An 11,672-nucleotide genomic window follows, 5' to 3' on the forward strand; every position below is an offset into this window, starting at 1 on the left:
AGTAAGAAAATGGCATTAACAATCCCACGCAGTCAGTATGTAGCGACTTATGGTCCAACAGTCGGTGATAAAGTCCGTTTAGGCGACACCGATTTATGGGCGACAATTGAACAAGATTTTTTAACTAAAGGTGATGAGTGTAAATTCGGCGGCGGTAAGTCGGTACGTGACGGCATGGCACAATCCAGTACCGCCACCCGTGATAATCCGAACGTATTGGATTTTGCCCTCACTAATGTGATGATTATTGACGCAAAATTAGGCATTATTAAAGCGGATATCGGGATTCGTGACGGACGTATTGTCGGCATTGGTCAGGCGGGTAATCCGGACACCATGGATAATGTCACGCCAAATATGATTATCGGCGCAAGTACCGAAGTACATAACGGCGCACATTTAATTGCGACTGCAGGCGGTATCGATACTCACATTCACTGGATTTGTCCGCAACAAGCGCAACATGCTATCGAAAACGGTATTACCACCATGATAGGAGGTGGTTCAGGCCCGGCGGACGGCACGCACGCGACCACTTGTACTTCGGGTAAATTCAATATTGAAAGAATGTTCCAAGCTTGCGAAGCGTTACCGATTAATATCGGCTTTTTCGGCAAAGGTAACTGTTCTACGCTTGAACCGCTTAAAGAACAAATTGTCGCTGGGGCGTTAGGCTTAAAAATTCACGAAGACTGGGGTGCAACACCGGCGGTGATTGACGCAGCGTTAAAAGTGGCGGACGAGATGGACGTGCAAGTGGCAATTCATACCGATACGCTCAACGAAAGTGGCTTCTTAGAAGATACGATGAAGGCAATTGACGGACGTGTTATTCACACCTTCCACACCGAAGGTGCCGGCGGCGGTCATGCACCGGATATTATTAAAGCGGCGATGTACCCGAACGTATTGCCAGCTTCAACCAATCCAACTCGTCCATTTACTGTGAATACGATTGACGAACATTTGGATATGCTAATGGTTTGCCACCATTTAGATAAACGTGTGCCGGAAGATGTCGCATTTGCAGATAGTCGTATCCGCCCCGAAACAATTGCGGCGGAAGATATTCTGCACGATATGGGTGTGTTCTCGATTATGAGTTCAGACTCACAAGCAATGGGACGTGTCGGCGAAGTAGTCACTCGTACGTGGCAAACGGCAGATAAAATGAAAGCACAGCGTGGCGCATTGGGCGATGAAGGTAACGACAACTTCCGTATTAAACGCTATATTGCGAAATATACGATCAACCCGGCGATTGCTCACGGCATCAGCCAATACGTTGGCTCGCTTGAAGAGGGTAAACTGGCTGACATCGTACTATGGAAACCGCAATTTTTCGGCATAAAACCGGAATTTGTGATGAAAAAAGGCTTTATCAGCTTTGCGAAAATGGGCGACCCGAACGCTTCAATCCCAACGCCACAACCGGTATTCTACCGCCCAATGTTCGGGGCGAATGCGAAAGCGAATACCGAAAGTGCGGTTTACTTTGTTTCACAAGCCAGCGTAGATGTGGATATCAAAACTCAATACGGCATCCAGAAAGAAACCCTAGCGGTAAAAGGCTGTCGTGATGTAGGCAAAAAGGACCTCGTTCACAACAATGCAACGCCTGAAATTACCGTTGATCCGGAACGCTATGAAGTACGTGTAGACGGCGAGCATATTACTTGTGAACCCGCGACTAAAGTGCCGCTTGCACAGCGTTATTTCTTGTTCTAAATTCCTGCATACGAGCCGTATGCAGCTCGCTGATCCGAGCCACTTTGTGGCTCTTGGAAAAAGCCGCAAAGCGGCTTAGATTAATGAACCTAGTACGACTCGTGCTAGGTTTGTAAGGAGAATCTATGAAACTCTGGTATTCCACCACTAGCCCTTTCGTGCGTAAAGTGTTAGTCACATTAAAACACCAACAATTAGAAGATAAAACCGAACTGTTAAAAATTAACTCATCGTTCGATCCAAATTCACCACACAACCAAGACAATCCGCTTGGACGTGTACCCGCTCTACAACGTAATTGTGGAAACTGGTTGTTTGGTAGTCAGCTGATTTGCGAATACCTTGATCAAAAAGGCGACCAACCGAAATTATTCCCAGAAAGTGGTAAACCACGCTGGGCGGCATTAGCGTTACATAACCTTGCGGACGGTATTTTAGAAAACACCGTACCGATTATGGCTGAACGTTTACTTCGCCCTGAAAATGAATGGTGGACAAGTCGCCAAGAACAGTTAATGGATCGTAATATTCGCTCATTCCCACAGCTTGAAAAAGCGATTGAGCCATTCGGCACAGAGCTAAATATCGGCACAATTACTGCAGTTTGCTTAATTGATTGGTTGCAGTTCCGTGCCGAAAAACTTGGTTACGATCTTGCAAAACATCACCCGAATTTGACCGCTTGGGCGGAAGAAATGAATGGCAAATATACGGTGTTAGCGGAAACGAAACCACACGTGTAATCCCGCATACGAGCCATATGCGGTTAGCTAATCCAAGCCACAACGTGGCTTGGATTAACGAACCTAGCACGGCTCGTGCTAGGAAAATAATGAAAAATATAATTATGCAAATCCTTAACCCAATCCTTCCGGTAATGGAAGAAATTTTAGGTAATTTGGCGGCACTTAAAGCGAGCGGGCAAATTACCACCCAGAAAATTGATTATGTGCCGCTTGAATGGTTTGAGAGTGAGCGGAATATTCTGCGTAAAAAAAGCCAATCGGGACGTGAAGTGGCATTTCGTCTTTTAAAAGAAGGACAACGTTTAAAACACGATGATGTGGTGTTTGTGAGCGATAGTCTTGTGATTGCAATCGAAATCGTGCCAAGCGAAGTGATTGTGCTTTCACCGAAAACCTTGCCTGAGATGGCTCGTGCTTGCTATGAAATCGGTAATAAACATTCGCCATTATTTTTAGATGGTGATGAAGTCACGCTGCCGTACGACAAACCGATGTTTGAATGGCTACAAGCGGCTGGATTTGAACCGAAAAAAGCAGAACGCCGTTTAAGCCAAGCGTTGCGAGCAAATTCCGCGCAGGGACACGGACACTCTCACGGACATAGCCATTCGCACGATCATCACGGCTATCATCATCACGGAGACGGAAATTGGCACAAGCATTAGATTTCGCACGTATGGGGCAGTTAGGGGCGTTGTTGCACTTAGTTGATCCAACGCTCCCCATCGGCGGGTTTAACCATTCAAACGGTTTGGAAACCTTTGTGCAACAAGGCAAAGTGAACAGTCGAGCAAGTCTTGAAGAGTATGTTCAAACTCAGCTGATGCAGAACTGGATTTACAATGACGGTGCATATTTATCGTTAGCATTTGATGCCATGGCAAACCACGATTTAGACCGCTTGTTGGCGTTAGATCAAGAACTTTCGTCCACAAAAATCGCCCGAGAAAGCCGTGAAGGCAGTTATAAATTAGGCGTGCGATTGCTGAAGATTTTTATTCGTTATGAAAATCATCCATTACTGAGTGCTTTCCAACAAGCGATCAGCGAAAAGCGTTGTCAGGGTTATTTCCCAATCGTGTTTGCGGTGGTGGCTCAAGCGATGAATCTTGACAAAGCCGAAACGCTCTATGCGTTCTACTACAATGCCGCAGTAGGGGCAGTTACTAATGGCGTGAAACTGGTACCGTTGAGCCAAATGGACGGGCAAGATATCCTGTTTGCACTTCGCACACCGCTTGCACAAGCAGTCGAAAATAGCCTCAATCCTGATCCTGACTGGCTAGGCTCTGCAACACTGGCAAGCGACATTCGCTCAATGCAACACGAACAGCTTTATACAAGGCTTTATATGTCTTAATATTGGCGGGCGCCAAGCGTGGCGTCCCTACCAATCACATTATTCAAATTTATTGTAGAGACGCGATGCTTCGCGTCCGTAGCGAAAAGGAAAATCAATGCGTAAGTATATCAAAATCGGGGTTGCAGGTCCTGTGGGTGCGGGGAAAACCGCATTAATTGAACGTTTAACTCGTGAAATTGCAAGCCGTTATAGTGTGGCGGTAATTACCAATGACATTTACACGCAGGAAGATGCGGAGTTTTTAACTAAAAACAGTTTGCTTCCACCTGAACGTATTATGGGTGTGGAAACCGGTGGTTGCCCGCATACGGCGATTCGTGAAGATGCTTCAATGAACCTTGAAGCGGTGGACGAAATGGTAGCTCGTTTTCCAGAAGTGGAATTAATTTTTATCGAATCGGGCGGTGATAACCTGTCGGCAACTTTTAGCCCGGATTTAGCCGATGTAACCATTTTCGTGATTGACGTGGCTCAAGGTGAGAAAATTCCACGTAAAGGTGGCCCGGGTATCACTCGTTCAGATTTATTAGTGATTAACAAAACTGACCTTGCTCCGTTTGTGGGAGCGGATTTAAGCGTGATGGAGCGAGATGCACGCCGTATGCGTAACGGTCAGCCGTTTATTTTCACTAACTTGATGAAAAACGAAAACCTTGATGGCGTGATCGGTTGGATCGAAAAATACGCGTTGTTAAAAAATATTGAAGATCCGGCGTCTTTAGTTCGTTAAATACTATAACTCTCTCCCTCGGGGGGGTGAGAGTGAGCAATAAAATGCAAAGCAAACTTTTACTTTCAACAAAACTTACTTCGCAGGGTAAAACACAGCTTGATCAATATTTTGTGTCGCCGCCGTTTAAGGTGATGACCTTGCCGAATTTGGATTCGCATTGGCGCAATGCTTTGAATGCGATGCAGATGTCGTCATCGCCGGGATTACTGGCGGGCGATCAGCTGGATATAGAGATGACTTTGGCGGAGGGTACTGCGCTTTCGTTGAACACGCAGGCGTTTACCCGTGTGCAATCAATGAATGAGAGCGATTATGCAATGCAAAAAACGTGCATAAAATTGGGCAAAAATAGCCGCTTGTTTTACCTTCCGCATCCGTTGGTGCTGCATAAAGACAGCGGATTTAAGCAAACCACAGAAATTGAGATGGGCGAGCAGGCCGAGCTGATTTATGGCGAGATTGTGGCGATTGGGCGTGTGTTAAACGGAGAGCGATTTGCCTTCCGTCATTTTGCGTCCTATTTGCGAATTTCTCACAAAAATCGACCGCTTGTTACCGACCGTATTCAGTGGCTACCGACAAAAATGGCATTGACGTCATTGAGCCAAATGGAAGATTTTTCGCATCAAGGTTCATTAACCTACATCAATTTGGCAAAAAATGCCTTAGGAATTAAGGCGCTTGTGAGTGAGTTACAAGCCTTGATTACCGAGCAAAAAGAGATGTTGGTGGGGGTATCCCAGCTAAATGACGGCGGATTAATAATTCGAGTGCTTGCACATCAAGCGGATATCATTCAACATTTATTTGAGCGGATTGGGCAAGTTTTAAAAGCTCAGTCCAATATTGTTTAATTTAGGAGAGCAATTATGATCGCAGTTTATGCAGTATGCCATGTAAAAGCGGATAAAATCGCAGAATTTGAAGCATTAGCACAAAACTTAATTCGTGCTTCACTTAACGACCAAGGTTGTATTTCTTACGGCTGTGGTGCGGTGCAAGGTCAGCCGAATGTTTATACTTTTGTGGAACAATGGCAATCGCAAAAAGATTTGGCGTTGCATACTCAGCAAGCGCATTTTATTGATGCAGGCGCTAAATTTGCCGAGTTATTAAGTCAGCCGATAGCGATTAATATCGTAGATTTACTTGAAGTTTAATTCTCTTTAATTGAAACAAGCGGCCGTATTTTCAGAATTTATGATCGTTTGCTTTTTTAATGATAGGCAAATTTGCTTGGCAAGCGATAGCACTTCTTGTTAATTTGGTGACTAAATCAGTACTTAGTTCGCTAAGTGCATTTACCCTCAATCTTATTGGAGAAGAAACCCTATGGATTTCAGCAAAATTTTAAATCAAGTGTTAAGCGTAGCACAGGAATCAGCAAAAAATGCAATAAACGGCAATACTACCACAGATAAAGTGGCAAAAATTGGCGGCGGTGCAGCGGCAATCGGTATTCTTTCGATGATCTTCGGTCGTAACGGCGGTTCAAGCTTAGCAAAATTAGGATCATTAGCAGCAATCGGTAGTCTTGCTTATCAGGCTTACCAAAAATATCAGCAAAACCAAACGCAGGCTGCACCGGTGAGTGAAGAAAATTTTGCGGTAACAGAACAAAATTCACAGGCAAGCAGCCAAGTAATTTTACAAGCGATGATTGCAGCTGCCGCTTCTGACGGTGCGATTTCTGATGAAGAAAGACAAGCGCTTTTAGGCGAAGCAGGCCAAGATCCGGAAATTCAACAATGGATTGAACAAACGATGTACCAACCGGCAACCGTACAACAAATTGCTGCACAAGTCGGTAATAACCCGGCATTAGCGGCGCAAGTTTATTTAGCCGCTCGTGTGGTATGTGCCGATTTAGCTCGTAAAGAAATTGTTTTCCTTGCCGACCTCGCGGAAGCGCTTGGTTTAGACGATGCGTTAGTTGAGCAATTAGAACAACAAGCGGGTTTTTAATTAAATGGGAAAAAGCCTTTAAGTGATACACTTAAAGGCTTTTTGTTACAGGCTAGGCTCATCAATGATTTGAAGTAATTGTAAACGCCGATGGTAATTTTTTAAGACGAGTTCTTGGTGTGTCAACGGCATAAAAGAACGCAGATAAACACTTTCAACTATCGCCTTTTCTTTTAGTATTTGCGGAAGTAATTTTTTTAATATTACATTTCGGTTTAGCCCAATGTTTTCGCCAAATTCAATAAAATCTTGTCCGATATATTCGCCGTGTTGTGTAGTAAAGCCGTGGGCGAGTTCTTTATTACCTTCCTCTTTAGCAAGCAAGGGTAAAGCTAAAATAGTACCTTCAAATATCGCTTTATACGGTACAACGGAAACATAGTCGTAAATCGGAGCAAGGTTTGCTTCCCCTGTTTTGGAGTAAACCAGCGAGAAATTGCGTAGGTGTAAATCATTATTGCCTAGCAAATATGCATAAACAATCCGTCTAAATAACTCCTGTTGTTGAGCGAGATTATTTTCGGTATGTTGTAAGATAAATTTAACCGCTTGTTCATAGCTAATATATTGCTCGTTATCGCTTCCCGTTTTACCGTATTTTTCCGTAACGCTCATTGCGCCATCTAACTGTTCTTGATGAATAGGCTTATTATCATTCGTGCGATCAAAACGTTTAATTACAAAGGCATATTCGGTTTTTTCTGATTCAGACTGAAATGGAATGAGTCCATTTTTCGGCACACGAAATCCTAACTCCGCCATCAACCGCATAGTCGCGTGTTCATTCTCCGCTAAAAATGGATAATCTTCGGGAGAGGGCTTTAGAATATAGTTTCCTTGTTGAGCAATACTTTGAAATTGTTTTTCGTAAATCACTAATTGAAGTTTAGGTTGATAACCGGAAATGCTCATTCCTTGCTGTTTACGAGGCTCTAACGTACCGAAATCTTGGCGACTGAACGGTAAAACCGGAATAAAGTCAGATTGTCCGGTCAAATAGTACAATCCTTTTTGGCTATATCCTGATTTTTGTTCTGTATCAGTAAGTTGTGTGAGTAGCACTCTGCAATTTTGCATTATTCCTCCCGTTTAATCGTTATTGCACCAAGCATATTTTCCCCATTATTGAGCAATAATCCGAATTGATCCTGTTCATCGATTTTTTGTAAGACGTTATATTTTGCTTTGAGCCAACCCTCAGGTATTAATGAGGCAAAATAAGGAAACAAGTGTTCCGAATGAAAGTGTTGTTGCGCAACAGGCAAACTTAGTGAGAGCGGAATACCGACATAATCTTTAAAATAAGAAAAATGAAACCCCATATCATCTTGGTAAATTTGCCCGACCGGTTCATCATATAAAAAGACTTGTGCCGAACGTTTTATACTGCGCATAGTGAAACTCCCAATGTTTTAGCAACAAGCAGCACGGTAGAAAATCTCACTTGGCTTGGATCTTGAAATAAGCGTTTTAATGTTGATGATGAGACATTGGTTTGTAATTCCAAGGTATATAAATCAATATTTAACGCTTTACGTTTTTGATTAAGTAACTGCCCGAAAGCGGTTAAATCTTCGATCTTTCCTTCAATTAACTGCTGCTTTTGAGCCTGTTCGTGCATGAATAGTTGTTTTTGTAATGTTTTTAATGCATCAATTTGTTCTTCTAATAGTAAATTTATATTTGTCATAGATTATGTATGACCCCTTCCTGTTTAATTTTATATTAAAAGAATCATATTTGAGTTTTTTAATAAAATAAAGTTCTTTTTTAATCCATAATGGATAATATTATACATTTATAGTTCATATATGATGATTTAAGTATGTTGCTTAACAATCTGTTTAGTATTAAAGTATTTATGTGATTAACTAAAATTTATAGGGGTTTTTTATGAAATCAGATAAACCGGTTGAATGTGTGGGTTGTAACACTTTTGATGTCGGCTCAATCATTGATAACAGTGAACGAGATGCGAAATTTGAAAAAGTGTATAAAACACAAGCGGATGCGGAACAAGCGCTTGTGAAATTAACCCAAAAAGCACGTGATACGGAAAGTGAGCCGTGTGAAATTACTAGCGAAATTAAAGCGGTAGAGGGCGGTTTTTTACTGGATGCGAATTTCCGTTTCAGTTGCCAAGCGGAAGTGGTGATTTTCCAATTAGGAACACGTGCTATCTAATTTAACTTATTTGAAAAGCGGTTGGATTTTGCTAGAAATTTGCAAAAAATAAGCAAAATCCAACCGCTTTTATTTTCGGAGAAATTTATGAACTCTTGGATTTTATTAGGCTTTGCGATTGTCATTGAAGTAATCGGCAGTAATTGCATTAAGGCGAGCGAAGGCTTTAGCAAACCGTTACCGACTGCGGTAGCAATTGGCGCTTTTGGGGTAGCGTTATATTTATTGTCGGTAATTACCAAAACGTTGCCGATTGGTATTGTTTATGCGGTGTGGTCAGGCGTCGGTATCGTGCTAACCGCTATTGTGGCGTATTTCGCTTTCGGGCAAAAACCGGATTTGGCAGGTTTTATTGGCATGGGGATGATTATTGCTGGCGTATTGGTACTTAACCTATTTTCAAAGGCTTCGGCTTAATTTGTGAATGAGATACAAGCGGTTAATTTTTGGAAGGGTTTTGCAAATTTTCCTTTAAAATCAACCGCCTGTTTTCGATTAAGGCTGGTCACTGGCTAATGCACGAGGGAATAAATTATTATTTTCCAAATCCACGTGAGCATCTAAATCGGCAGCAAATTCTTGTAAGCCTTGATATAGATTACGCCAAGATGTGCAAGCATCCTCAGGCGGAGTAAAGTTATTAGTTAGTTTTTGCATTTTTTCGACATCATTACCGGCTTCATCGTGTTCAGCTTCCATCACGGAAATCGGTGCCGCCGCCATTTTGCCCCTGCCGGCTTTAATTAATGGGAACAGGATCTGTTCTTCCTTCATCATATGATTCACTAAATCCGCATAAATTTTACGAATAAGCTCTGCCAAACCTTTCGGGCAGTCGGTACTGTCAGCGTGAACGGATTCCACTTTTTCCGCCAATTCAATCAGGGTTGGTAATTGGTTGCGATGTGTATCGTGAAAACGGGGGATAATAAAATCAATGATTTCGCCAAGCGGTGCAGTACGCCAATCTTTATCAGCTGAAACGGACATTGTAAACTCCTAATAATATAGTTGATTAAATTAGTAGGAATTATAAATTTGGAAGTGAGGCGACTCTATAATCAAGACGGGGTAGCGGTTAGACCTAAATCAAAAAGCGGTCATTTTGTACAAAAAACTCGTGTCATATATCCCCAAAAACAGCAAAGGCACGAGTGAGGACACTCGCGCCAGCGTATACCTGAAATTCAGTATAATCTGTGTTTTCCGGGGTTAAAAAGTTTAGCTTGGAAAACCATCGATAAACGGTTGTTTTTGGTAAGAAAACCACAAAAAACAACCGCTTGTTAGGCAGATATTAACGATTTAACCACGCCATATATTCTTTCGTACCTTCGGCTACGGTTTTAAATGTACCGGTGTAGCCTGCCGCACGGAGTTTAGTTAAATCCGCTTGGGTGAAGGTTTGGTAGCGAGATTTTAAATGGTCCGGGAATGGGATTTTTTCAATTTCGCCTTTGCCATGGAAGTCGATCACCGCTTGTGCCACCGTTTGGAATGATTCCGCCTTGCCGGTACCGATGTTGTAAATGCCGGAAATACCGTTTTGCCACGCCCAAATATTCACTTTCGCGACGTCTTCCACATACACGAAATCACGTAAGAAGGTTTCTGAGCCTTCGAATAATTTCGGGTTTTCGCCTTTCAGCATTTGATTGTTTAAGTGGAACGCCACGCTTGCCATTGAGCCTTTGTGTTGTTCACGTGGTCCGTACACATTGAAATATTTGAAACCGCATACCGGAGAATCCGCTTCCGGTAAAACTTGGCGTACATATTCGTCAAATAGGAATTTTGAGTAGCCGTAAGCATTGAGCGGTTGTTCAAATTTACGCTCTTCAATAAAGTTATCTGAACGACCACCGTAAGTTGCCGCACTTGATGCGTAGAAGAACGGAATTTGGCGATCTAAACAGAAATGTAATAACTCTTTTGAATATTCGTAGTTATTGTGCATTAAGTATTTGCCGTCCCATTCGGTGGTCGCCGAGCAAGCACCTTCGTGGAATACCGCATCAATATCGCCGAAATCATCGCCGGCAATGATCGATGCGATAAAATCTTCTTTATCACAATAATCCGCAATATCTAAATCCACTAAATTTACGAATTTTTCGCCGTTTTTTAAGTTATCTACAACAAGAATATCTTTTCTGCCGATGTCATTTAATGCTTTGACGATATTGCTACCGATCATACCAAAGCCGCCTGTTACGATAATCATAGCTTTTTCCTTCTTTGAAATTAAAAACGGGGATATTATCGGTGGATTAGGACGGATTTGCAAATTTTGCAGCAAATTAGACCGCTTGTGAGCAAACAAAGAAAAAGCGAGACAATGCTCGCTTTTTTAATAGATAGGATTATTTTGCACGCTCAATTTGTTTTTTGAGTTTTTGCATTTTTTCTTTAATGCGTTGGCGTTTAAGTGCAGAGATATGATCCACGAACAGCACTCCGTTGAGGTGGTCGATTTCGTGTTGGATACAGATAGCGAATAAACCGCCCGCATCGTAAATCACTTCTTCACCTTTACGGTTTAATGCTTTTACTTTCACTTTTTCTTTACGTGGCACTAACGCACGATGACCGGGGATCGATAAACAACCTTCTTCAATACCGGTTTCGCCGCATGATTCTAGAATCTCTGGGTTAATCAGTACCACTTGGTTAGTTTTATCGCCTTCAATATCAATCGTAATAACACGTTTTAATACGCCCACTTGTGGTGCGGCAAGACCGATTCCTTCGTGTTCGTACATCGTGTCAAACATATCATCGATGAACTGATTTAATTCATCGTCCACCTGTGCGACAGGCTCACACACTTTTGCTAACCCTTCATCCGGGTAAAGTACAACTTCTAAAACTGACATTTTTTTGTGATCTCAATCGAAAAATAAAAAATTATAAATTGGTTAATTAACTCGTTTTCTTATGATTGGCTATTTTG

16 protein-coding genes are annotated in these 11,672 nt (G+C 42.3%); 10 read left to right on the plus strand and 6 right to left on the minus strand.

The window, feature by feature from the left end; translation table 11 throughout:
- Positions 1-9 precede the first annotated feature (9 nt).
- The 8 genes from ureC (at position 10) to C228_RS0108155 (ending at position 6,535) form a co-directional block, all read left to right on the plus strand.
- Entirely contained in the window at positions 10-1,728 is a 1,719-nt protein-coding gene (ureC, locus tag C228_RS0108120; RefSeq protein WP_018652138.1) for an urease subunit alpha, read from the plus strand.
- Between the two features lie 125 nt (positions 1,729-1,853).
- Complete coding sequence (locus C228_RS0108125) at positions 1,854-2,471, plus strand: glutathione S-transferase (protein WP_018652139.1); 618 nt, start codon at positions 1,854-1,856, stop codon at positions 2,469-2,471.
- A gap of 104 nt (positions 2,472-2,575) precedes the next feature.
- Positions 2,576-3,139 (plus strand): urease accessory protein UreE, encoded by a 564-nt coding sequence (gene ureE, locus C228_RS0108130; protein WP_026313242.1) that lies wholly within the window; start codon positions 2,576-2,578, stop codon positions 3,137-3,139.
- Positions 3,140-3,150: 11 nt separating this feature from the next.
- A complete protein-coding gene (locus C228_RS0108135; protein WP_169334420.1) occupies positions 3,151-3,834 on the plus strand; it encodes an urease accessory protein UreF in 684 nt (227 codons plus the stop codon).
- Between the two features lie 97 nt (positions 3,835-3,931).
- Positions 3,932-4,567, plus strand: a complete 636-nt coding sequence (gene ureG, locus C228_RS0108140; protein WP_005613192.1) for an urease accessory protein UreG — start codon at positions 3,932-3,934, stop codon at positions 4,565-4,567.
- Positions 4,568-4,611: 44 nt separating this feature from the next.
- The gene (locus C228_RS0108145) at positions 4,612-5,424 is read left to right on the plus strand and encodes an urease accessory protein UreD (protein ID WP_018652142.1); all 813 of its coding nucleotides are present in this window, start codon (positions 4,612-4,614) and stop codon (positions 5,422-5,424) included.
- 15 nt (positions 5,425-5,439) lie between these two features.
- Positions 5,440-5,730, plus strand: coding sequence for a putative quinol monooxygenase (locus tag C228_RS0108150; protein ID WP_018652143.1), 291 nt, complete (start codon positions 5,440-5,442; stop codon positions 5,728-5,730).
- 172 nt (positions 5,731-5,902) lie between these two features.
- Positions 5,903-6,535, plus strand: a complete 633-nt coding sequence (locus C228_RS0108155) for a tellurite resistance TerB family protein (RefSeq protein WP_018652144.1) — start codon at positions 5,903-5,905, stop codon at positions 6,533-6,535.
- Between the two features lie 45 nt (positions 6,536-6,580).
- Here C228_RS0108155 and C228_RS0108160 read toward each other — a convergent pair whose 3' ends face one another.
- Genes C228_RS0108160 through C228_RS0108170 form a run of 3 tightly spaced genes read right to left on the minus strand, consistent with a single transcriptional unit; the run spans position 6,581 to position 8,225 of the window.
- Complete coding sequence (locus tag C228_RS0108160; protein WP_018652145.1) at positions 6,581-7,612, minus strand: type II toxin-antitoxin system HipA family toxin; 1,032 nt, start codon at positions 7,610-7,612, stop codon at positions 6,581-6,583.
- Positions 7,612-7,929: a HipA N-terminal domain-containing protein gene (locus tag C228_RS0108165; RefSeq protein ID WP_018652146.1), complete on the minus strand. Its 318-nt coding sequence runs from the start codon at positions 7,927-7,929 to the stop codon at positions 7,612-7,614. Before C228_RS0108165 ends, C228_RS0108160 begins: the two co-directional genes overlap by 1 nt.
- The gene (locus C228_RS0108170) at positions 7,917-8,225 is read right to left on the minus strand and encodes a helix-turn-helix domain-containing protein (protein ID WP_018652147.1); all 309 of its coding nucleotides are present in this window, start codon (positions 8,223-8,225) and stop codon (positions 7,917-7,919) included. Before C228_RS0108170 ends, C228_RS0108165 begins: the two co-directional genes overlap by 13 nt.
- Positions 8,226-8,428: 203 nt before the next feature.
- On the opposite strand from C228_RS0108170, the gene C228_RS0108175 reads away from it, so the two are divergent.
- Together C228_RS0108175 and C228_RS0108180 are read left to right on the plus strand one after the other, a co-directional pair.
- Positions 8,429-8,719 carry a YfcZ/YiiS family protein gene (locus C228_RS0108175; protein WP_018652148.1) on the plus strand — a complete coding sequence of 97 codons (291 nt, stop codon included), beginning with the start codon at positions 8,429-8,431 and terminating at the stop codon, positions 8,717-8,719.
- An 87-nt stretch (positions 8,720-8,806) separates the two neighbouring features.
- Positions 8,807-9,136, plus strand: a complete 330-nt coding sequence (locus tag C228_RS0108180; protein WP_018652149.1) for a DMT family transporter — start codon at positions 8,807-8,809, stop codon at positions 9,134-9,136.
- Between the two features lie 78 nt (positions 9,137-9,214).
- Here C228_RS0108180 and C228_RS0108185 read toward each other — a convergent pair whose 3' ends face one another.
- From C228_RS0108185 to def, 3 genes are all read right to left on the minus strand, one after another.
- Positions 9,215-9,709 (minus strand): hemerythrin domain-containing protein, encoded by a 495-nt coding sequence (locus tag C228_RS0108185; protein ID WP_018652150.1) that lies wholly within the window; start codon positions 9,707-9,709, stop codon positions 9,215-9,217.
- A 307-nt stretch (positions 9,710-10,016) separates the two neighbouring features.
- Positions 10,017-10,943: an ADP-glyceromanno-heptose 6-epimerase gene (gene rfaD / locus C228_RS0108190; RefSeq protein ID WP_018652151.1), complete on the minus strand. Its 927-nt coding sequence runs from the start codon at positions 10,941-10,943 to the stop codon at positions 10,017-10,019.
- A 139-nt stretch (positions 10,944-11,082) separates the two neighbouring features.
- Positions 11,083-11,595 (minus strand): peptide deformylase, encoded by a 513-nt coding sequence (gene def, locus C228_RS0108195; protein WP_018652152.1) that lies wholly within the window; start codon positions 11,593-11,595, stop codon positions 11,083-11,085.
- Between the last annotated feature and the right edge of the window lie 77 nt (positions 11,596-11,672).

This window comes from Actinobacillus capsulatus DSM 19761 (genome assembly GCF_000374285.1).
In the GTDB taxonomy this organism is placed as follows: domain Bacteria; phylum Pseudomonadota; class Gammaproteobacteria; order Enterobacterales; family Pasteurellaceae; genus Actinobacillus; species Actinobacillus capsulatus.

Excerpts from the sequence above, each read along its gene's own strand:
- ureC (WP_018652138.1), top strand. The coding sequence starts at position 10 with ATGGCATTAACAATCCCACGCAGTCAGTATGTAGCGACTTATGGTCCA.
- C228_RS0108125 (WP_018652139.1), top strand. The coding sequence starts at position 1,854 with ATGAAACTCTGGTATTCCACCACTAGCCCTTTCGTGCGTAAAGTGTTA.
- ureE (WP_026313242.1), top strand. The coding sequence starts at position 2,576 with ATGCAAATCCTTAACCCAATCCTTCCGGTAATGGAAGAAATTTTAGGT.
- C228_RS0108135 (WP_169334420.1), top strand. The coding sequence starts at position 3,151 with ATGGGGCAGTTAGGGGCGTTGTTGCACTTAGTTGATCCAACGCTCCCC.
- ureG (WP_005613192.1), top strand. The coding sequence starts at position 3,932 with ATGCGTAAGTATATCAAAATCGGGGTTGCAGGTCCTGTGGGTGCGGGG.
- C228_RS0108145 (WP_018652142.1), top strand. The coding sequence starts at position 4,612 with ATGCAAAGCAAACTTTTACTTTCAACAAAACTTACTTCGCAGGGTAAA.
- C228_RS0108150 (WP_018652143.1), top strand. The coding sequence starts at position 5,440 with ATGATCGCAGTTTATGCAGTATGCCATGTAAAAGCGGATAAAATCGCA.
- C228_RS0108155 (WP_018652144.1), top strand. The coding sequence starts at position 5,903 with ATGGATTTCAGCAAAATTTTAAATCAAGTGTTAAGCGTAGCACAGGAA.
- C228_RS0108160 (WP_018652145.1), bottom strand. The coding sequence starts at position 7,612 with ATGCAAAATTGCAGAGTGCTACTCACACAACTTACTGATACAGAACAA.
- C228_RS0108165 (WP_018652146.1), bottom strand. The coding sequence starts at position 7,929 with ATGCGCAGTATAAAACGTTCGGCACAAGTCTTTTTATATGATGAACCG.
- C228_RS0108170 (WP_018652147.1), bottom strand. The coding sequence starts at position 8,225 with ATGACAAATATAAATTTACTATTAGAAGAACAAATTGATGCATTAAAA.
- C228_RS0108175 (WP_018652148.1), top strand. The coding sequence starts at position 8,429 with ATGAAATCAGATAAACCGGTTGAATGTGTGGGTTGTAACACTTTTGAT.
- C228_RS0108180 (WP_018652149.1), top strand. The coding sequence starts at position 8,807 with ATGAACTCTTGGATTTTATTAGGCTTTGCGATTGTCATTGAAGTAATC.
- C228_RS0108185 (WP_018652150.1), bottom strand. The coding sequence starts at position 9,709 with ATGTCCGTTTCAGCTGATAAAGATTGGCGTACTGCACCGCTTGGCGAA.
- rfaD (WP_018652151.1), bottom strand. The coding sequence starts at position 10,943 with ATGATTATCGTAACAGGCGGCTTTGGTATGATCGGTAGCAATATCGTC.
- def (WP_018652152.1), bottom strand. The coding sequence starts at position 11,595 with ATGTCAGTTTTAGAAGTTGTACTTTACCCGGATGAAGGGTTAGCAAAA.